Annotated in this window: 17 protein-coding genes; 11 read left to right on the top strand and 6 right to left on the bottom strand. The window is 57.4% G+C overall.

Annotation, left to right across the window (positions count from 1 at the left end; genetic code table 11):
- Positions 1-212 precede the first annotated feature (212 nt).
- Positions 213-1,796, bottom strand: a complete 1,584-nt coding sequence (locus C1J02_RS08905) for a winged helix-turn-helix domain-containing protein (RefSeq protein WP_114878251.1) — start codon at positions 1,794-1,796, stop codon at positions 213-215.
- A 120-nt stretch (positions 1,797-1,916) separates the two neighbouring features.
- Here C1J02_RS08905 and C1J02_RS08900 point away from each other — a divergent pair, with 120 nt between their 5' ends.
- From C1J02_RS08900 to C1J02_RS08885, 4 genes are all read left to right on the top strand, one after another.
- Positions 1,917-2,474, top strand: a complete 558-nt coding sequence (locus tag C1J02_RS08900; protein WP_254693248.1) for a hypothetical protein — start codon at positions 1,917-1,919, stop codon at positions 2,472-2,474.
- A gap of 167 nt (positions 2,475-2,641) precedes the next feature.
- Positions 2,642-3,724, top strand: coding sequence for a PLP-dependent cysteine synthase family protein (locus tag C1J02_RS08895; RefSeq protein WP_114878249.1), 1,083 nt, complete (start codon positions 2,642-2,644; stop codon positions 3,722-3,724).
- 14 nt (positions 3,725-3,738) lie between these two features.
- Entirely contained in the window at positions 3,739-5,163 is a 1,425-nt protein-coding gene (locus tag C1J02_RS08890; RefSeq protein WP_114878248.1) for a pyridoxal-dependent decarboxylase, read from the top strand.
- 16 nt (positions 5,164-5,179) lie between these two features.
- Complete coding sequence (locus C1J02_RS08885) at positions 5,180-6,934, top strand: adenylate/guanylate cyclase domain-containing protein (protein ID WP_162798287.1); 1,755 nt, start codon at positions 5,180-5,182, stop codon at positions 6,932-6,934.
- Between the two features lie 58 nt (positions 6,935-6,992).
- Here C1J02_RS08885 and C1J02_RS08880 read toward each other — a convergent pair whose 3' ends face one another.
- Positions 6,993-7,406 (bottom strand): STAS/SEC14 domain-containing protein, encoded by a 414-nt coding sequence (locus C1J02_RS08880; RefSeq protein WP_114878246.1) that lies wholly within the window; start codon positions 7,404-7,406, stop codon positions 6,993-6,995.
- A gap of 238 nt (positions 7,407-7,644) precedes the next feature.
- Here C1J02_RS08880 and C1J02_RS08870 point away from each other — a divergent pair, with 238 nt between their 5' ends.
- Positions 7,645-8,235, top strand: coding sequence for a rhodanese-like domain-containing protein (locus C1J02_RS08870; RefSeq protein ID WP_114878244.1), 591 nt, complete (start codon positions 7,645-7,647; stop codon positions 8,233-8,235).
- A 166-nt stretch (positions 8,236-8,401) separates the two neighbouring features.
- On the top strand, positions 8,402-8,809 hold the full coding sequence (locus tag C1J02_RS08865; protein WP_114878243.1) for a thioesterase family protein: 408 nt from the start codon (positions 8,402-8,404) through the stop codon (positions 8,807-8,809).
- Positions 8,810-8,834: 25 nt separating this feature from the next.
- Here C1J02_RS08865 and choV read toward each other — a convergent pair whose 3' ends face one another.
- The 3 genes from choV to C1J02_RS08850 form a co-directional block, all read right to left on the bottom strand.
- Positions 8,835-9,857, bottom strand: coding sequence for a choline ABC transporter ATP-binding protein (gene choV, locus C1J02_RS08860; RefSeq protein ID WP_114878242.1), 1,023 nt, complete (start codon positions 9,855-9,857; stop codon positions 8,835-8,837).
- Entirely contained in the window at positions 9,854-10,687 is an 834-nt protein-coding gene (choW, locus tag C1J02_RS08855) for a choline ABC transporter permease subunit (protein WP_114878241.1), read from the bottom strand. The genes choV and choW overlap by 4 nt, the downstream gene beginning before the upstream one ends.
- Before the next feature lie 87 nt (positions 10,688-10,774).
- Positions 10,775-11,698: a choline ABC transporter substrate-binding protein gene (locus tag C1J02_RS08850; RefSeq protein WP_114878240.1), complete on the bottom strand. Its 924-nt coding sequence runs from the start codon at positions 11,696-11,698 to the stop codon at positions 10,775-10,777.
- Positions 11,699-11,922: 224 nt separating this feature from the next.
- Between C1J02_RS08850 and C1J02_RS08845 the strand changes: the two genes are divergently transcribed.
- The 3 genes from C1J02_RS08845 (at position 11,923) to fnrL (ending at position 16,096) form a co-directional block, all read left to right on the top strand.
- Positions 11,923-13,047: a 2Fe-2S iron-sulfur cluster binding domain-containing protein gene (locus C1J02_RS08845; protein WP_205389889.1), complete on the top strand. Its 1,125-nt coding sequence runs from the start codon at positions 11,923-11,925 to the stop codon at positions 13,045-13,047.
- Complete coding sequence (locus C1J02_RS08840) at positions 13,044-15,251, top strand: mechanosensitive ion channel family protein (protein ID WP_114878239.1); 2,208 nt, start codon at positions 13,044-13,046, stop codon at positions 15,249-15,251. The genes C1J02_RS08845 and C1J02_RS08840 overlap by 4 nt, the downstream gene beginning before the upstream one ends.
- A 101-nt stretch (positions 15,252-15,352) precedes the next feature.
- On the top strand, positions 15,353-16,096 hold the full coding sequence (gene fnrL, locus C1J02_RS08835; RefSeq protein ID WP_114878238.1) for a transcriptional regulator FnrL: 744 nt from the start codon (positions 15,353-15,355) through the stop codon (positions 16,094-16,096).
- 28 nt (positions 16,097-16,124) lie between these two features.
- On the opposite strand, the gene C1J02_RS08830 is transcribed toward fnrL, so the two are convergent.
- A complete protein-coding gene (locus C1J02_RS08830) occupies positions 16,125-16,961 on the bottom strand; it encodes a universal stress protein (protein ID WP_114878237.1) in 837 nt (278 codons plus the stop codon).
- Positions 16,962-17,167: 206 nt separating this feature from the next.
- Between C1J02_RS08830 and ccoN the strand changes: the two genes are divergently transcribed.
- Together ccoN and ccoO are read left to right on the top strand one after the other, a co-directional pair.
- Positions 17,168-18,772 (top strand): cytochrome-c oxidase, cbb3-type subunit I, encoded by a 1,605-nt coding sequence (ccoN, locus tag C1J02_RS08825; protein ID WP_114878236.1) that lies wholly within the window; start codon positions 17,168-17,170, stop codon positions 18,770-18,772.
- Positions 18,773-18,782: 10 nt separating this feature from the next.
- A complete protein-coding gene (gene ccoO, locus C1J02_RS08820) occupies positions 18,783-19,544 on the top strand; it encodes a cytochrome-c oxidase, cbb3-type subunit II (RefSeq protein WP_114878235.1) in 762 nt (253 codons plus the stop codon).
- The last annotated feature ends 11 nt before the right edge of the window (positions 19,545-19,555 follow it).

Below are 19,555 nucleotides of genomic sequence, written 5' to 3'. Positions count from 1 at the left end.
CCGAAATTTCTCAAGAAAGCGAAGGCTGGCATTGATTTGAAAACAAAATTCCCCGCATGTGCTGCGGCGCTCCGGCATCTGCCCTTGTCGCAAGCGGCCCTGCCCTTTCACTTCAAGCCCATCGGCGAAGGCGGTGCGTGGCGGAAATTTTTGAGCGGTGCCGTGTGGTGGGCAGATCGACGTATGGGTGGGATCTTGCGCGTTTCAAAGGCCTAATCATGCAGGCCTGTGTAGTCATCTTTCAGCCCAATGGAGACAAGGGCCGTTTGCATGGACCTGCGCATTTCTGAATCCTCGAAAGGAAACGCCGTGAAGAACGTTGCCACAGAAGTGTCCGGCCTGCGCTCTTTCACCTTTTTCCCCCAATAGGCAGCCTTTTGTTCATCGCCACTGATCTTGGCAATCATCGCGGCAATCGTGCCGATCAGAAAATGCGCGCCGGGTGCGCGCGCCCCTTTTTCTGCCCAAAGCAGCGCATTGTCATAGTCTTCCAATTGCAGATAGGCCAACCCGCGGGCGGCCTGGATCGCGTATAAAAACGGGTCCAGTGGGCTGAGCAAAGCGGCGTTTTCAAGGTGCTTCAAGGCGTCTGTGTTTCGGCCCGCCATCACGTCGGCCCAGCCATGTGCATAGAAACCTTGTGCGAAATTCGGGCTCAGATCGACAGAGCGATCAATCCACGGCATCCCTGCCTCCGGGTCACCCTTGAGCCAATGCGCCCGCCCAAGGGTGAAATTGCCAAACGGGTCCACCGGATCAAGCTCAACGCATTTTTCGGCAAAGCGCCGGGCGTTTTCAACTTCCCCAGACCGATCATCGGAGTATTTCAGAAAGGCACTTTGAAAACTTGTGAACGAGCGTGCAGCATAGGCTCTGGCAAAGCCCGGTTCCAGCGTGGTGGCCCGCTCAAAATGTCCCGCTGCTATCTGATTGTCCGCCCTGTTAAAGCGGTACATATGTTGCAACCCCAGATGATATACACTCCACGCATCGAGGTTTTCAGGCGGGCGCAGGCGCGCGCGTTCTGCTTCGTTCAAAGGCACATGCAGTTCCAGCGCTGAAATCACATGGTTCACGATGTCGTTTCTGGTTTGATTGACATCACTGATCGTGCCCGAGAACCGTTCGCTCCAGACAACTGCCTGACTTCGGGTGTCGGACAACTCGACCGAGACCGCAACCACAGCGCCGAAAATTTCAACCAAACCGGTCAGGCAATAACTCACCCCCAGCGTGTCACGGATCACTGTCAGATCAGGATCATCCTGCCGGAAGCGAAATGTGGAACCGCGTGACACCACCTTTAGCCAACGCAGGCGTGAAAGACATGAAATCAGCTCGGCGGGGATGGCATCGGCGACCGCGCTGTGGCTTTCGGAATAGCCCACCATCCGAAATGGCAGGATGGCAATCGACGGGCGCTCGGACGGTGTGATTGCGCCAGCCGCTGCTGCATGGTCATTCGGGACCGGAACGCGCGCGGATGCAAGTGTCACCACGGTGCCGACAAAACGCACGCCCCGGCCACGTATCGTGCGGATATATTGCTGCGTTACACCGTCGTCGCCCAGAACCTTGCGTGTTGTCTTGATCACTGTGGAAATCGCCGCGTCAGACACAATCCGGGCGTCCCAGACCTTTTCGACGATCTCGTCCTTTGTCACCACCCTGTCATGGTTCATCACCAAAAGCGCCAGCAACGCAAAGGCGCGCGGCTCAATCGCCAGATCGCGCCCCTGTTCAAGCAACAGCCCGCGATCGAGGTCCAGCGTAAAAAGGTCAAAACGGTAGCGCATCTTCAAACATTATGCGCATCTGTGGGAAACACCACGAAAAACTCAAGTTCTCCTCAAGCAGGCCCGCGCACGGTCTGGCAGATGTTGATCATTCAACACTGCTTTAAAGGAGAATTTGATATGCCACATTATGCAAACCGGTCCCTCGCGGCGATGCTTGCACTTTCCATGGCCTGTGCTGCCACGCCTTCCGTTTCAGAAACGACGGAAGAAAAAATTGCCCGCGCCCTCACAGCAGCCCCTTCGGACGTTACCGACGATGCCACGATCATGGATGTCGACGGAACGGTTCTGCGCAGTGGAACAAATGGGTGGGTTTGCCTGCCGGGCATTGGCCTGATCCCCGGCGACACGCACCCGATGTGCAATGACGCCGTCTGGATGGAGTGGATGGCTGCCGCGGCGTCAGGAACCGCGTTTACAACGGACAAGGTTGGCTTTTCCTACATGCTGGCCGGCGATGCGATGGTCAACAACGACAACCCCATGGCTACCGATCCAAACGACGGCGGCGTCTGGGTTCAGGAAGGGCCACATCTCATGGTTCTGTTTCCGCAGACCGAGATGCTGGCCGGTCTTCCTCGCAATCCCTATGATGGCGGCCCCTATGTCATGTGGGATGAAACCCCGTTGGTCCACTTGATGCTGCCGCTCGACGCGAAACAAGCGCCGAAATAGATAACTAAAGACATCGCGGCCGATGTCTGTAAGTTTGTGATCCACAAGGGGACCCCCAAATAAACAGACGTCTTATCGGCCATTTCAAACGGACCGGACGGGCACCATCAAGTTGTCCGTCCGGTCAGACAACTATCCCCAAGCGTAGCTCAGAAAAGGAACTTCACATGTCAGCCAGCAAAACCATCAGAACCACAAAGGGGCGCGGGCGTCTTTATGACAACGTGCTTGACACCATCGGTGACACGCCGGTGATCCGGGTGAACAACATACCAACACATGGGGCGACGATTTACGTCAAGGCCGAAGCGTTCAATCCGGCGGGGTCGGTCAAGGACCGTCTGGCAGTGAACATTATCGAAGCGGCGGAACGCTCTGGGGCGCTGAAACCCGGCCAGACTGTGGTCGAAGCCACCAGCGGCAATACCGGGATCGGACTGGCGATGGTCTGCGCTCAAAAAGGCTATCCGCTTGTCGTGACGATGGCCGATAGTTTTTCCATCGAACGCCGCCGCCTGATGCGCATGCTGGGTGCCAAGGTGGTGCTGACGCCGCGTGCATTGAAGGGCTTTGGCATGTACCAAAAAGCTGCGGCACTGGCCGAAAAACACGGCTGGTTCCTTGCGGCACAATTTGAAACCGCTGCCAATGCCGCCATTCACGAGGCGACCACGGCGCGCGAGATCATGGCCGATTTTGACGGATCGCGGCTGGACTTTGTGGTCTCGGGGTATGGCACCGGTGGCACGGTCACAGGCATTTCGCGGGTTTTGCGCAAAGAGCGCCCGGACACCAAGATCATCCTGACCGAACCTGCCAATGCGCAGCTGATTGGCAGTGGCCATTCACAGGAACGCAGTGCCAACAATGCGCCCGCCAGCAGCCACCCTGCTTTTGAACCGCATCCCATCCAAGGCTGGACGCCCGATTTCATCCCAGCCGTTCTGCAGGAAACGATTGATAAGAACGGCTATGATGATCTGATCCCGGTTGCCGGTGCCGATGGCATTCAATGCGCTCAGGACCTTGCCCAAAAAGAAGGCATCTTTACCGGTATCTCTGGGGGTGCCACCTTTGCCGTCGCATTGAAAGTGGCCGAAACCGCGCCAAAAGGGTCGGTTATTCTGTGCATGTTGCCTGATACCGGTGAACGTTATCTGACCACACCGATGTTCGAAAACATTGCTGAGGACATGGACGCCGAAGAGGTTGCGATCTCGCTCTCTACGCCTGACGCGCAAATGGGCTGAGCGGACAAAGTCTGATGGATGTTTTTGAAACGGCATATCATCGCGCATCGGCATACAGGGCTGATGTGGCCACTCAAAAGGTGCGGCCGCATCAGGGCTATGCCGAAATGCGTGACAGGTTTGCGGCCCCTTTGCCGGAAACGGGCAGCCCCGACAGTGCCGTGATTGAGGAGCTGGCGGACCTCGGGGAACCCGGCCTCATGCACACGACCCACCCGAGGTTTTTCGGATGGGTGCTGGGTGGCTCCTCGCCGGTGGGCGTTGCGGCGGATTGGTTGGCGTCTGCCTGGGGACAGAATGCGGCGATGCACACATCCTCGCCCACCGCCGCAGCGGTGGAGGAAACTGCAGCAGGCTGGCTGCTCGACATTCTTGATCTTCCACGCACCTCGGCGGTGGGTTTTGTCAGCGGTGCCACAATCGGCAGCTTTACGGCGCTGGCTGCCGCGCGCGGAGAATTGCTGCGCCGGCACGGGTGGGATGTCGAGGCTCAGGGGCTTTTTGGGGCCCCTCAGGTGCATGTCTTTGTTGGTGACGACTTGCACACGTCGGTCTTGTCGGCGCTGCGGTATCTTGGGTTCGGCAATCAGCGGCTCATCCGGGTTGATACCGATGCGCAAGGCCGGATGCGTGCCGATGATCTGGCGCGCAAATGTGCGTCAGCCACGGGGGCCAAGCTGATCATTGCACAGGCAGGCCAGATCAACACCGGTGCCTTTGACCCGTTTTTGGCGATTGCAGAGATTGCCAAAGACAATGATGCCTGGCTGCATGTGGATGGTGCTTTTGGGCTTTGGGCCCGTGCCGACCCCGATTTACGCGGCCTGACGAAAGGCGTCGAAAGGGCCGATTCATGGGCCGTTGACGGACACAAATGGCTGCAGGTGCCTTTTGATTCCGGCTATGCCATCGTGCGCGATGCACAGGCGCTGCAAAGCGCCATGGCAATTTCCGCCAGCTACCTGCCAGCGCAGGGGCCTGGTGACAGGCTGCCGTCATTTCTGGTGCCCGAATTGTCACGCCGGGCACGCGGTTTGCCAACCTGGGCCGCGCTCAAATCCCTCGGGCGCAGCGGCGTTGTTCAGATGGTGCGCGACCATTGCGCGATTGCGCGCCAGATCGCCCGGGGCATGCAGGCGACACCGGGCATTCAGGTGATGAACGATGTGGTGCTCAATCAGATTATCCTGCGTTTCGGTCATGACGGCGACGGGACCGAGCGGCGCAAAGCCTATGCCGTTGGTGTGATTGACCACTTGGTGCAAGAGGGCCTCATTTTCGTCAGCGGTGGCCTTTGGCGCGGCGAATGGGTCATGAGAATATCCGTGATTTGTGGGGCCACTTCGGTGCAGGATGCACATATCGCAACTGAGGCGATCCGCGCGGCCTGGATGCATGTATCTGCATCACTCCCGTCGGATCAGGCCGCAACCGGATGAACAGGAGCCGCGTCCCATGGTAACACAGTGCGCACAACGGCAACTCGCGGCAATCATGTCTTTGGACGTTGTCGGATTTTCACGTCTGATGGGCGTGGACGAGGCCGGGACGCTGGCGGTTCTCAAACAGCTGCGCAGGACCATCGTTGCGCCACAGGTGACAAACCACAATGGACGCATTGCCAAACTGATGGGCGATGGCGCGATCGTGATATTTTCAAGTGTCGTCGATGCGGTGCTGGCCGGCATTGCGATCCAGCAGGCGATGCCCGATTTTAACGACGGTATTTCCGGCGACATGACCATTGCCATGCGCATCGGGGTCAATCTGGGCGATGTGATACTGGAAGGCTCAGATATCTATGGCGACGGTGTGAATGTCGCGGCGCGCATCCAGGAGGTCTGTACGCCCGGCGGCGTCGCGCTGAGCGCGACGGCACACGAGCATGTCTCGGGTAAGGTCGACGCTGAATTTGCGGATGTTGGCGAACGGGTCTTGAAAAACATCACCCGCAAAGTCCGGGTGTTTCGCTGGCCCGACGTTCAGACCGCCGATCCCGCGCACAGGCTCGCGTTGCCTGACAAACCGTCGATTGCGGTCCTGCCCTTTGACAACATGTCCAGCGATCCCGATCAGGACTATTTCGCCGATGGGGTGGTCGAAAGCCTGACCGCCGCTTTGTCGCGGATACGGTCGTTCTTTGTGATCGCCCGAAATTCAGCCTTTGCCTACAAGGGCCGCCATATGAATGTCATCGACATTGGGCGTGAATTGGGCGTGGGGTATGTGCTTGAAGGAAGCGTACAGCGCGCAGGGGGCAAACTGCGGATCACTGTTCAGCTGATCGAAACCACGACAGGCGCACATCTTTGGGCCGAAAAATACGACGGCGCGGACAGTGAACTTTTTGACCTTCAAGACCGGATCACCGAACAGGTCGCCGGGGCCTTGCAACCGTCGATTCAAAAGGCAGAAATTGACCGCGCCATGCACAAAAGACCACATGACATGGGCGCTTATGATTATGCTATGCGCGCCATCCGCCATGTGTGGATGCAGGAACAAGAGGAAGCGGCGCTTGCATTGGATTTGCTTCAGAAATCCCTCAAGATCGACCCGGATTATCCGCTGGCGCTGGCGCTCTCGGGTTGGTGCTGGGCCCAGCATTCGGTCTATAACTGGACCGATGACATCGAAACCGCCAAAGCCCGCGCTCTTGATCTGGCGGAAAAAGCGGCAGGTTTTTCGGCGGATGACCCTCTGATCCTGTCGGTGCTTGGCGTTGTGCATACCTTTGCGCGCAACCACGGCACCGCTCGGATATTGCTGGAACGGGCGATCACACTTGACCCCAATTCCGCCTGGGCGCTGAGCAGGTTGGGCTGGCTTGAGGTCTACGCCGACCGCCCCGAAGCCGCCTTTCAACATTTCGAACACGCCATGCGGCTAAGCCCGCTTGATCCGATGAATTTCAACAATCTTGTCGGGATGGCCAGCGCGCATCAGATTTCCGGCGATTACAGCGCGTCGGCAAACCTCTTCCAGCGTGCGCTGATGGAACGGCCCAGTGCCTTTTGGATTCACCGCAATCTTGCCCCGGCGTTACTCGCGGCAGGCCGCGTCGCAGAAGCGGAAGCCTCGAAAGATATCATGCTCAGGGCCTATCCCGACATGAGTATCAAGCGGTACAAGGACGCCATGGTATTCTCTCCCGAAGCGTTGGAGGATTTTTCCGTCTATCTGCGCAAACTGGGCATCCCTGAAGAATAAGAACGGATCAGGCAGATCAGTGGTGTTACCTTGGGCGCAAGGGCACCCTTGCACCGTTCTAAATCGGAAAATTCTCAAATTCTGCGTCGTTGCTTTCTTCCTCAACAGTGTCATTGAGCCAGGCTTCTGCCGCCTTGGCATCGGCAAGGGCAAAGCTCTTTATTTCAAGTGACGGAATGACGGCCCCTTCTATCTCTGCCGCCCTGCGAATCCACGCGGCATCCGAGAGCACCGCGCATTTGTCGAACTTGCTGGTGAGGCTGAACAGTTTTGGCATCCGTTGAAACTCCACCGCCATCGCACCCAATGTCGGCATTTCGAAGTCCGAGATCGTATACAGCATTTTACCGTGGGTGATGCCCTCGGATTCCTCAATAAGATGATCAAGCGCTGCCTGCATTCCTGCTGCGTCGAGGACACCAGAAAGCTCGATATCTATACGGTTGGCCGATGGTTTCGAAACGTTTAACATTCTTAGAATCCTTTTCTTTATGTTGGGCAGCATGGGCGATTTGGCGCAGGGTGTTATTGATGCAGGTCAACAGTTGCCCATTCAGATGCATATAAACTCACTCATGCCTCTGTGCTGCGCGCGATCTGGTGGCAGTTCCGCATCCGCGGCAGACAATCCGGGACATTTGGCGGTGTCGCCGGACCATTTCGGCGACTAAGCTTGGCCCGGAAACGCAACTGAACAAAAGGATCTCATCATGAGAAAACTAGCGCTGACAATCGCATTTACCCTTGCCGCTGGCACCGCACTGGCCGACGTTGAGGTGGGCATCACCAAGGACATGCCATCGGTCACCGTGCAGACGCGTAACGGTCCGGTCGAAATTGGCCGAATTCAGGATACGACGCACGAGATTGGCGGCGATTGGGCGCGCACCTCGCGTCCCTGCCCCGACTTCTGTATCCAGCCGGTTACCCCGACAGAAGGCGTGGCCACGATCGGTGAATTGGAACTGATCAAAATGCTCAAGAGCCCTGACGACGTTGTGGTGGACAGCCGCACCTCGGACTGGTTTCAGGGCGGCACGATCCCCGGCGCGATCAACATACCCTATACCTATGTCCTTGACGAACTGAGTACGCTGGGATGCGAGCCGGATTTTGAGGGGTGGGATTGCGAGAACGCAAAACGCGTGGCGCTCTTTTGCAATGGCATCTGGTGCGGCCAGTCCCCCACGGCAATCCGCAGTATGGTCAAGGCGGGGTATCCGGCGGACCGCATCTTCTATTACCGGGGCGGCATGCAGATCTGGCGGTTGCTCGGGCTGACCGTGACCGGCGAGGAGTGAGATCGCGAAGGCTGCATATTAAGATGCTTTGCATTTTTCTGCGCGGCTGGGATCAGAGGAGAGGGCCGCGTCACCGATAAACATCCGCACGGTATTGATTATCGGCTAGAGGTTTTTGGTCTTCACACGTAGTTTGCGCGCGAACAGTCAAAAAGGTCCCTTTGCCATGTCGCAAACTTTCACCACCTCCCGCATCCTGCACTTTGGCGATTGCGATATTTCCGGGACAGCGTATTTCCCATCATATCTCAACATTCTGAACGGCGTGAACGAAGAGTTCTTTGGCCATCTCGGCTTTCCGTGGAACGAGATTATCTGGAAAGAACGCTGGGGCACGCCGACAGTGCATTTGGCCTGCGATTTCTCGAAACCGTCGCTCTTTGGGGATGAGCTTGTTTTCACATTGAACGTTGTCAAGCTGGGGCGGTCTTCGGTAACGCTGGCCCACTCCATTGATTGCGGTGACGAACACCGATGGAACAGCACCCAGGTGCTGGCCGCCAGTGATCTGGTCAAACATACCTCGATGCCGTGGCCCGACGCGGTGCGCGAGGCGCTGGCGGCCTATCTTTAAAACATGTGTTTAAGAAACGTCGCCTTCAGGCGTCGCTTCTGAGCCTATCAATGATGCTTGGCGCTGTGACGGTGCCAATGCGTTTGCCATCCTCTGTCACATCAAGGCGCGCATTGGTCCCCTCAAGCTGCGCGATCAATTCGGCAACGGGGGTTTCGGCATTCACAGATGGCGATGCGGCCCCGGATGCCTTTCCCATCACATCGCGCGCCGTCAGCACGCCGAGCGGGTTCATGTTGGCGACGAAATCGGCGACATAGTCGGACGCGGGGTTTGAAAAGATCTCGCGCGGGGTGCCGATCTGTACGATCCGCCCGCCTTCCATGATGGCAATGCGCCCGCCCAGCTTGAACGCTTCGTCCAAATCGTGGCTGACAAAGATGATCGTGCGTTTGAGGTCGCGTTGCAGGTCAAGCAGTTCGTCCTGCAATCGTGTCCGGATCAAGGGGTCAAGCGCGCTAAAGGGTTCATCCATCAGCAAAATCGGGGCTTCGGTCACAAAGGCACGGGCCAGACCCACGCGTTGCTGCATGCCGCCTGACAATTCGCCGACCTTGCGGTCCGCCCAATCGGCCAGACCGACAAGTGCGAGCTGTTTGTCCGCGCGCTCATAGCGATCCTTTTTCGGCACGTCAGACAGTTCCAGCGCCAATGCCACGTTGTCGCGCACGGTGCGCCACGGCAGCAGGCCAAATTGCTGAAACACCATCGACACACATTCACGGCGGACCTGACGCAGGTCACTGGCCGAACAACTTTGGACATTGGCCGACCACGAACCGTCGTGCACGGTCACATGGCCACGCACCACCGGGTTCAACCCATTGACCGCGCGCAGCAATGTCGATTTTCCAGACCCGGACAGGCCCATCAGGACAAGGATCTCACCCTCTGCAACGCTCAGGCTACAGTTGTGAACGCCCAGAACCTGACCTGTTGCCGCCTCGACCTCAGACCGGCTTTGGCCCTCGTCCATCAGCGGCAATGCCTTGTCCGGCTTGTCGCCAAAAACGATTGAGACGTTGTCGAATTCTACAGCTGTCGTCATTTGTCACCCACCCGCAACATACGGTCCAACATGATTGCAACCACCACAATGATGAGCCCGGATTCAAACCCCAACCCGGTGTTCACCTGATTGAGCGCCCGCACCACCGGCACGCCCAGCCCGTCCGCCCCGACAAGGGCCGCGATCACCACCATCGACAATGACAACATGATGGTCTGGTTCAGGCCTGTCATGATCTGAGGCAGCGCATAAGGCAGTTCGATTTTCCATAATGTCTGGCTCGGTTTCGCCCCGAATGCCTCGGCTGCCTCAAGCAGGGATTTAGGTGTTGATGAAATCCCAAGCTGGGTCAGGCGGATCGGTGCGGGCAGCACAAAGATCACCGTGGCGATCAGGCCGGGCACCATACCGATGCCAAAAAACACAATCGCCGGGATAAGATAGACGAATGTTGGCAATGTCTGCATCAGATCAAGCACCGGACGCATGAACCGGTAAAGACGCGGGCGGTGCGCCGCCGCAATGCCAATGGGGACACCGACCCCCATACAAACCACACATGCCGAAAGCACCAGCGTCAGGCTTTCTGTGGTTTCCTCCCAATAGTCCTGATTGAGAATGAAAAGGAACCCCAGCACCACAAACACAACCGTTTTCCAGTTGCGCTGGATCACCCATGTCAGACCTGCAAAGGCTGCGATGATGATGAGCGGATGGGGCGTTTGCAGCACCCAGAGGATTGCCTCAATCAGCCATTCCATCGCCGTGGCCATGCCATCAAAGAACCATTCGCCATTGATCTGCAGCCAGTCGAGAGCATCTTCGGCCACGTCCGCGATCGGTATTTTATTATCGGTGAGCCAATTCATGTGTGTCCCTCAAAGATGGTCTAGGCAATCGAATGTGAAAAAGCCCGCCCAGTACGGCGGGCGGGCTTTGTCAGTCATGTGGTGGATTTACTCCAGCGCCGCCTTTGCAGCTTCCAAACCGTCGCTGCCGTCGAGGTGCGTCACACCGGCAAGCCAGCCATCAAGAACTCCGGCATTGGCCTTGATCCATTCCGCTGCGGCCTCGTTTGGCTTTTTGCCATCGTCCAGAATCGCGCCCATGATTTCGTTTTCCATGGCAAGGGTGAATTCCATGTTGTTCAACAGCGCGCCCACATTCGGGCATTCAGCCGCGTATCCGGCGCGGGTGTTGGTATAAACTGTGGCACCGCCAAGGTCCGGGCCAAAGAAATCATCGCCGCCTTCGAGATAGGTCAGTTCAAAGTTGGCATTCATTGGGTGGGGTTCCCAGCCCAGAAACACCACCGGATCGCCCTTGCGATCAGCGCGGGCAACCTGCGCCAACATGCCTTGTTCAGAACTTTCGACCACTTCGAAGTCCTTGAGATCAAAGGCGTTCGCGTCGATCATCGACTGGATCAGACGGTTGCCGTCATTGCCGGGCTCAATGCCGTAGATCTTGCCTTCCAGCGCTTCGGATTGTGCGGCGATGTCAGCAAAGGTTTTGATGCCCATGTCGGCAGCAGCTTTGTTGACGGTCAGCGTATATTTTGCACCTTCAAGGTTAGCACGGACCGTATCAACGGTGCCTGCTTCGCGGTAAGGGGCGATGTCAGCTTCCATTGTTGGCATCCAGTTGCCCAGGAAAACGTCAATGTCGCCTGCTGCCATGGATGTATAGGTCACAGGCACCGACAGGATCTTGACCTCGGTCTCATATCCCAGCGCATCCAGCACGACAGAGGCAGCCGCAGTTGTTGCGGTGATGTCGGTCCAGCCCACATCAGAAAAGGTGACTTTTTCACAGCCTGCAGCGGCCACAGATGTGGCAACAGTCAGGGCAAGTGCAGATGTTGCAAGCAAGCGTTTCATGGCGTTGGTAACTCCCAAAAGGATTTTTATTGATTGGTGAGCCAATAAAAAGCCATCCGCCGTGTTATTGCAACTAGAAATGTCTTTGAGACATTCCTTTGCTCTGTGGATGACCGGGCCCCGACAAAATGGCGCGCAGGCATCGGGTGGCACCTCGCGCTTGCACCTGACCCCTTCCCGGCCCTAGTATTCCGATCATTATTTAACTGCATCGGATTGTTCATTTGACTGCCGCCCCCCGTCGAACAGGGTCTCGCACCCTCTTGCGCAATCTGCGTCTCATCTCTGGCTTGTATCTGCTTGGATATGTGACATCGCATCTGATCAATCTCAGTCTGGGCCTGATCTCAATAGAAGCCATGGATGCAGCGCGCCCCTATCTGTCGGGGATCTGGGGCACCGACGTGACGCGGCTGATCTTGTTGACGGCCCTGCTATTCCATTACGCGATTGGCCTGTGGTCGGTCTATGAACGGCCCCGTATCGGCGGCACCGTTCAGGATCTGGTGCAGGCGCTTTCAGGATTGGCCGTCATCCCCCTTTTGTCGATCCATGCCGTTGGCGTGGTCATGTTGCAAAGGGCGGGGGTCGATGTGGATTACGACCTTATTGTGCGCATCTTTTGGCTCAGCAATCCGGGCTACGGGCTGATCCAAGTGCTGTTGTTGTCCGTTGCCTGGGTCCACGGTGCGGCTGGGTTTTTCATGTGGCTCCGTTCAAAACCCACGATTGCATCGGCGTTACCCTGGATCTACCCGCTTGGGGTGGCGGTTCCTGTTCTGGCCTTGCTGGGGTTCACTGCGGCGGGCCGGATTGTTTTGGCCTCAGGGATCGGCCCCCAAGTCGTGCAAAGCGAAATTGCACCGGGGTATGCTGCCCCCGAAATACCTTTTGCCCTGATCATCCAGATCCAGAGTTCGGTGATGTGGGGGGCTGTCGTCCTGGGGGTGCTTGTGCTTGTTGCGCGCCTCATGCGGTATGCGTTGGCCAAGCCGGCGGTAATCCACCTGAAAACAAAAAATGTCGGCTCATTTGAGGGGGACACCGGCCAGACTTTGTTGGATGCGTTCCGCACGCACGGACAGCCCCATGCGAATTTATGTTCTGGTCGCGGCCGATGCGGAACCTGCGCCGTGCGCATCCTGAAAGCCGAGACCAACCTGTTGGCCCCGTCGACACTGGAACGCGCCACATTGGACCGCCTGAAATTCGGTGGCGATGTGCGGCTTGCCTGTCAACTGCCCCTGACCAGCGCAGGGGCGTTGACGGTCGAGAGGATCAATGAGCCTGATTTCAGCTTTCATGAAGAGGAGGAAACACAGGTTTCCCCATCGCAGGTGTCCGCATGATGCGCCTCATCTTCGCCGTGACCGCGTGCCTGACATTCTGGCTGGTTCCCGTGGGTGCATCGGCCCAAGACGCGGTGATCACTGATCCCTCCGCCAATGATCTGCACGAATTTACCCGTCTGTTGGCGGACGAACGCATACAAAACTGGATTGCGACCCAGGCGGACGACGCAGACCTTGCAGATACCACGCGATCGCAAACCCTGCGCGATCAACTGGTCGGGGTGTTGGACCAGACCCGCACCCGGATGGGCGATATTGCGCAGGCCTGGCAGGTTTTGCCCACGACACCTGGGCTATTTGCTGAACAATGGCGCACCAAGCTGAACTCAGGCAAGCAGGTGCGCGGATTGACCTTTGTGATGATCTTTCTTTTTGTCGGTGCCGGGCTTGAATGGCTTTTTCGACAATATACCAACGCGCTAAAGCTGCGGATTGAACTTCACCCTGTTGAAACCATCCGGGGCCGCATTGGTGCCGCCTGTTTGCGCGCGTTGATTGCGCTGGCTGGTCTCGCGATCTTTGCGCTTGGCAGCATCGGCGCATTTGCAGCTTTCGACTGGCCCCCTGCCCTCGAAGGGTTTGTCCTTAATCTGCTGGTTGTCATCTTTTCAGTGCGCGCCATTCACAGCGTGCTGGTCCTGTTTTTGGCCCCATCGGTGCAGGAATTGCGGCTGCTGCCCCTTGGCAATCGGTTTGCCAGAAACCTCAGCCGGGTGCTTCTGTGTCTCACGGGTCTCTTTGTGCTGGCGGCATCGCTTTCTGGGACGTTCCCGCGTGTGACGGGTGTGGCGCTTGATTCAGCACATGCGCTTGGCGTCAGGCTGGTGCTGGCGGCGGTGGCACTTGTCGCCACGTATATCGCAATTTTTGTCACGTTCCGCTGGGCCAAGCCGCTCAGTAAGCCCGCGCGCATGTGGCGGCTGTATCTGGCGGTGCTGGCCACGCTGGCCTTTTGTGCTTTGGTGCTGGGTCAGGTTGCGCTGATGTGGACGCTGGTGCTGGTCGGTCTGTTGATCCCCAGCTTGCGGTTGCTCAGAGTTTGGGTCGACGGCGCATTCGAACGCGCTCAACCCCCAGAGCCCACCGTGGTTTTGCCGCTGACCGAAGAGGCCGATGCGCAGATCGAGTTCATCGAAGAGCCAAGTTCCCTGCCCCACCCTTACGAAAGTTACCGCCCCATCGCACAACGGCTGGTGCGGTTCATCGCGCTGTTTGGGGTTGGCATTGCGATTGCATTGATCTGGGATCTGCGGGTGTTTGAGCGTGCGGCGTCCCCGACGCTTGCGGGCAAAACCGTCGCTTTGATGATCGACAGCGCTGTTGCACTGTTGATTGCCGATCTGGTCTGGGTCTGGGCCAGTTCCGCGATTGATCGCCGCCTTGATGCCTATCAGCCCCCCGAACCGGGCACGGCACCGGGACCGGAAGCGCGGATGGCCACGCTGTTGCCTTTGCTGCGGGTGACATTGATGATCACGTTGTTGGCCATGGTTGCGATGTCGATCCTGACCTCACTTGGGGTGAATGTGGCACCGCTTTTGGCCGGTGCCGGGGTTGTTGGCGTGGCCATCGGCTTTGGTGCGCAATCGCTGGTCAAGGACGTGGTGTCGGGGATATTTTTTCTCATCGACGACGCCTTTCGGGTTGGCGAATATGTTGAGATCGACAATCTGCGCGGCACGGTCGAACGTATCTCGATCCGGTCTCTGCAAATTCGCCATCACCGCGGCGCTGTACACACGCTGCCCTTTGGGGAGTTGCGCCACCTGACCAACCATTCGCGCGACTGGGTGATCATGAAGCTCGAATTCCGCGTCCCATTTGATACGGACCTGAAGCTGGTGAAAAAGCTGATCAAGACCATTGGCACCCAGCTGAAAGAAAACGAAGAATACGGTGCCAGCATTCTTGAGACCCTGAAATCACAGGGGGTGCGGCGGATGGAAGAGTTTAACATGGTGGTGGGCGTCAAGTTCATGACCCGACCGGGCGAGCAATGGCTGGTGCGCCGTGATGCCTATCAGATGGTGCGTGATGCGTTTGACGCCAACGGCATCCGGATGGCCGAACGCAACGTCAAGGTTGAGGTGGCTGGGTCTGACACAATGACAGACGCAGATCGGCAGGCGGTTGCAGGGGCTGCGCAACAGGCGATCGAACGCCAGATCGGACCGGGCGCGCCGATCCCGGATGAGCCCTAAAGGACCGCTGTGCGCACCTGACGCAGTGCAACTTGCTTTCGTTTGCCGGGCGAACTGCTATGATGGTTCAGCGAACAGAAAAAACATAAAGGCTGCCTCCTATGAGCCTGTCCCGGAACAGTTCAGAATTCACCCGTTGTGCCGACTGCAACATCCGCTACCGCGCGGTGTGTTCAACATGTGATTCCGATGAATTGAGCAAGCTGGAAGACATCAAATATTACCGGACCTATGATCCCGGACAGCCGATTATGTTTGAAGGTGACGAGATGCATTTTGTGGCCTCGGTGGTCACCGGTGCCGCAACCTTGTCGCGCACATTACCCGATGGGCGGGTCCAGATGGTCGGTCTGATGCTGCCGTCTGACTTTATCGGCAGACCCGGCCGCAACACGGTTGGCTTTGATGTCACGGCCATCCAAAAGGTGACGCTGTGCTGTTTTCGGCGCAAGCCATTTGAGGCACTGGTGGCCGTCACCCCGCATATCGGGCAACGCCTGCTGGAAATGACGCTGGATGAATTGGATGTCGCACGCGAGTGGATGATGCTGCTCGGCCGCAAAACGGCGCGTGAGAAAATCACCTTTTTGCTGGCACTTATCGCGCGGCGCACGGCGGATCTGCACATGAAAGAGGTGTCGGATGGCCTCGAATTCGAGATGCCAATGTCACGCGAGGCAATGTCGAACTATCTGGGGCTTACCATTGAGACCGTCAGCCGCCAGATGACTGCCCTGCGTAAGGATGGTCTTATAACACTGACCGGCACACGCAGCATCAAGATCCCTGACATGGCGCGGTTGAAAGCAGAAACCGGGGACGAAGAGATCGCGGGCAAGTTCTAGCAGATCTGCACGTATCCGGGCCTCGGGCCTAGTGTGCAAACAGGATCGGCAGTCCGGCCTTTTCCAACATGGTCCTCGTGGTGCCGCCAAAAAGCACCTCGCGCAGGCGAGAATGTCCATATGCGCCCATCACGATCATGTCACAGCCCATTTCCTGCGCCCGTTGGCCCAGCGTCTCTGCGATCGTTGACTCGGTGCGGGTCATGACGGCCACTTCGCATTTGACGTCATGGCGGGCCAGGAATTGCGCAAATGCGCCACCGGGGTCCGACCGGTCAGGCGCGTCCTTTGAGGGGTCGACCAGCGCCACATAGACCCTTGCGGCCTGTTGCAGGAACGGCATTGCCAGCCGCGTCGCGCGCAGCGCTGTGGGGCTTTCATCCCAAGCCACCATGATGCTGTTTGCGGGTGCAGTAACGGCCACGTCCGAGGGCAACATCAACAATGGTGCATCCGCATCAAAGAGGATCGTTTCTGCGACCCTGCTGGAATATCCCGCCTCTTCACCCGAGGGGCGCACCTGAACAACCAGATCGCTGAACCGGATGTGGCGGATGATGTCAAAGGCCATGCCTGATGTGAAACAGGCGACAGGGTCCACATCCCATCTGATGTCTTCTCTCATCAACCGGGCCGTGGCATGATTTGCCAATGCATCGGCACGGTCCTGGGCATCATCAAGCCCGATCGAGGCCGGCACCGCATCAATGGCACCGAACATCACACCGGCTTGCGCAAAACCGATGCCTAGCGTCAGAACCTGCAGATGCGCGTCGCATGTGCGGGCAAATGCAATCGCTGCGTCAAGCTGTTCATCTGCGCTGCTTTGATGGGTCAGAATCGTTGTGAGCGTCTGAATAGACATGGTTTTCCTCCCCTGGACGCCATTCGAATGAGCGTGACAGGATTTGTCGCCTCTTTCTTTGACCTTACCCCAAAACAAAGCTCTGAATTATTGACACAGATCAAAGACCCTTTTGTCCGAGGCTGTCATTTCTGCCTCCAAACGCACTGCTGACGCTAACCCAGAGGGCCAACCATCTGGCGTGCGGCGCAAAAAGGGGACAAGATATGACGTCTGATTATGTCAAATTGATCGCGCTTGCGCTGATCACGGTATTTGCGGCCATCGGAGCCGACTGGGGTCGGGATTTGGCCTATCAGGTGCATGCGCTGCTGATCATGGCCATCGCTGCGGGCATGTTCATCTGGGTGTTGCGCAACACCGACGAGCCCCCTCGTAGTGGCGTTGATGCCAACGGCTATATGGACGATGTGGTGCGCGCAGGCGTCATCGCAACCGGGTTCTGGGGCGTTGTCGGATTTCTGGTCGGCACGTTCATTGCCTTTCAACTGGCGTTTCCCGCGCTCAACTTTGAATGGGCGCAACCCTATGCCAACTTTGGCCGTCTGCGCCCGCTTCATACATCGGCGGTGATTTTTGCCTTTGGTGGCAACGCCCTGATCATGTCGTCGTTTTATATCGTGCAGCGCACCTGTGCGACGCGGCTCTGGGGCGGGAACCTGCGGTGGTTCGTGTTCTGGGGCTATCAGCTGTTTATCGTTTTGGCCGCCACGGGTTATCTTCTGGGATCCACTCAATCCAAAGAATACGCCGAGCCGGAATGGTACATCGATATCTGGCTGACCATCGTCTGGGTGTCCTATCTGGTGATCTACATGGGTACTCTGATCAACCGGCGCGAAAAGCACATCTATGTCGCCAACTGGTTCTTCCTAAGCTTCATCGTCACCGTGGCGATGCTGCATCTGATCAACAATCTTTCACTGCCGATCTCTGTCTTTGGCTCCAATTCAGTTCAGCTGTTTTCGGGCGTGCAAGATGCCATGACACAGTGGTGGTATGGCCATAACGCGGTGGGCTTTTTCCTGACGGCGGGTTTCCTTGGTATGATGTACTATTTCGTGCCCAAGCAGGCGGGCCGGCCTATCTTCAGCTATAAGCTGTCGATCATCCACTTTTGGGCGCTTATTTTCCTTTATATCTGGGCTGGTCCCCACCACCTGCATTACACGGCCCTGCCCGATTGGGCGGCGACCCTTGGCATGGTTTTCTCGATCATCCTCTGGATGCCAAGCTGGGGCGGCATGATCAACGGTCTGATGACGCTGAATGGTGCATGGGACAAGCTGCGCACCGATCCGATCATTCGGATGATGGTGATCAGCCTCGCGTTCTACGGCATGTCGACGTTTGAGGGTCCGATGATGTCGATCCGCGCGGTCAATTCGCTGTCACACTACACTGACTGGACCATTGGTCACGTACACTCCGGCGTTCTGGGCTGGAACGGGATGATCACTTTTGCAGCGCTGTATTTCCTGACGCCGAAACTCTGGGGTCGTGCGCAGATGCATTCGATGGCCGCGATCAACTGGCACTTCTGGTTGGCCACCATCGGCATCGTTCTTTATGCGGCGTCCATGTGGGTCACCGGCATCATGGAAGGTTTGATGTGGCGTGAGGTCGATGCGCAAGGGTTCCTCGTCAACTCATTTGCCGACACCGTTGCCGCGAAATTCCCAATGTACATCGTGCGGGGTTTGGGCGGGGTCATGTACCTGTGCGGTGCGCTGATCATGATTTGGAACATGTGGATGACCATCCGCGGCGGCGCACGCGTAAGCGCGCCCGTCGGTGTGGTTGCCGAGTAAGGACGAAGATATGTCAGATAATCAAAACACCCCCGCCCCCGTGAAAAAGACCTTCCTGAGCCGCCATGCGGCAATCGAACGCTCAGCGACATTGCTGATGGTGCTGTCGCTTGTGGTTGTCACTGTGGGTGGGATCGTCGAAATCGCGCCGCTGTTCTACCTTGAGAACACCATCGAAAAGGTCGAAGGCATGCGCCCCTACACGCCGCTTGAACTGAAGGGTCGCGAAATCTATGTGCGCGAGGGTTGTTATGTGTGCCACAGCCAGATGATCCGCCCGATGCGCGATGAAGTGGACCGGTATGGCCACTACTCGCTCGCTGCGGAATCAATGTATGATCACCCGCACCAATGGGGGTCCAAACGCACCGGGCCAGACCTTGCACGGGTTGGCGGGCGCTATTCGGATGGCTGGCAGGTCGATCACCTGATGGATCCGCAATCGGTTGTTCCTGAATCGATCATGCCGAAATATGCATTCCTGGCGCGCACCCCGATCGAGGCCACTTATGTTCAGGACCTGGTCAAGACACATCGCGCTGTTGGCGTGCCTTACTCGGATGACATGGTTGAGAATGCGGCGGCCGATTTCAACGCACAGGCCGATCCCGACAGCGACTATGACGGGCTATTGGAACGCTATCCCGGTGCCCAGGTGCGGAATTTCGACAGTCAGCCGGGCATCACCGAAATGGATGCGATGGTGGCTTATCTGCAAATGCTGGGCACGCTGGTTGATTTTTCAACCTTCACCCCAGACGCCAGCCGCTAAGGAGACCCATA

Source organism: Sulfitobacter sp. SK011, assembly GCF_003352065.1.
Classification (GTDB): Bacteria; Pseudomonadota; Alphaproteobacteria; order Rhodobacterales; family Rhodobacteraceae; genus Sulfitobacter.
Note: the sequence above shows the minus strand (reverse complement) of the source record. Positions and strands in the feature narration are given on the sequence as shown.

What these genes read in the sequence shown, in the direction of transcription:
- C1J02_RS08905 (WP_114878251.1), bottom strand. Translation starts at nt 1,796, where the DNA reads ATGCGCTACCGTTTTGACCTTTTTACGCTGGACCTCGATCGCGGGCTG.
- C1J02_RS08900 (WP_254693248.1), top strand. Translation starts at nt 1,917, where the DNA reads ATGCCACATTATGCAAACCGGTCCCTCGCGGCGATGCTTGCACTTTCC.
- C1J02_RS08895 (WP_114878249.1), top strand. Translation starts at nt 2,642, where the DNA reads ATGTCAGCCAGCAAAACCATCAGAACCACAAAGGGGCGCGGGCGTCTT.
- C1J02_RS08890 (WP_114878248.1), top strand. Translation starts at nt 3,739, where the DNA reads ATGGATGTTTTTGAAACGGCATATCATCGCGCATCGGCATACAGGGCT.
- C1J02_RS08885 (WP_162798287.1), top strand. Translation starts at nt 5,180, where the DNA reads ATGGTAACACAGTGCGCACAACGGCAACTCGCGGCAATCATGTCTTTG.
- C1J02_RS08880 (WP_114878246.1), bottom strand. Translation starts at nt 7,406, where the DNA reads ATGTTAAACGTTTCGAAACCATCGGCCAACCGTATAGATATCGAGCTT.
- C1J02_RS08870 (WP_114878244.1), top strand. Translation starts at nt 7,645, where the DNA reads ATGAGAAAACTAGCGCTGACAATCGCATTTACCCTTGCCGCTGGCACC.
- C1J02_RS08865 (WP_114878243.1), top strand. Translation starts at nt 8,402, where the DNA reads ATGTCGCAAACTTTCACCACCTCCCGCATCCTGCACTTTGGCGATTGC.
- choV (WP_114878242.1), bottom strand. Translation starts at nt 9,857, where the DNA reads ATGACGACAGCTGTAGAATTCGACAACGTCTCAATCGTTTTTGGCGAC.
- choW (WP_114878241.1), bottom strand. Translation starts at nt 10,687, where the DNA reads ATGAATTGGCTCACCGATAATAAAATACCGATCGCGGACGTGGCCGAA.
- C1J02_RS08850 (WP_114878240.1), bottom strand. Translation starts at nt 11,698, where the DNA reads ATGAAACGCTTGCTTGCAACATCTGCACTTGCCCTGACTGTTGCCACA.
- C1J02_RS08840 (WP_114878239.1), top strand. Translation starts at nt 13,044, where the DNA reads ATGATGCGCCTCATCTTCGCCGTGACCGCGTGCCTGACATTCTGGCTG.
- fnrL (WP_114878238.1), top strand. Translation starts at nt 15,353, where the DNA reads ATGAGCCTGTCCCGGAACAGTTCAGAATTCACCCGTTGTGCCGACTGC.
- C1J02_RS08830 (WP_114878237.1), bottom strand. Translation starts at nt 16,961, where the DNA reads ATGTCTATTCAGACGCTCACAACGATTCTGACCCATCAAAGCAGCGCA.
- ccoN (WP_114878236.1), top strand. Translation starts at nt 17,168, where the DNA reads ATGACGTCTGATTATGTCAAATTGATCGCGCTTGCGCTGATCACGGTA.
- ccoO (WP_114878235.1), top strand. Translation starts at nt 18,783, where the DNA reads ATGTCAGATAATCAAAACACCCCCGCCCCCGTGAAAAAGACCTTCCTG.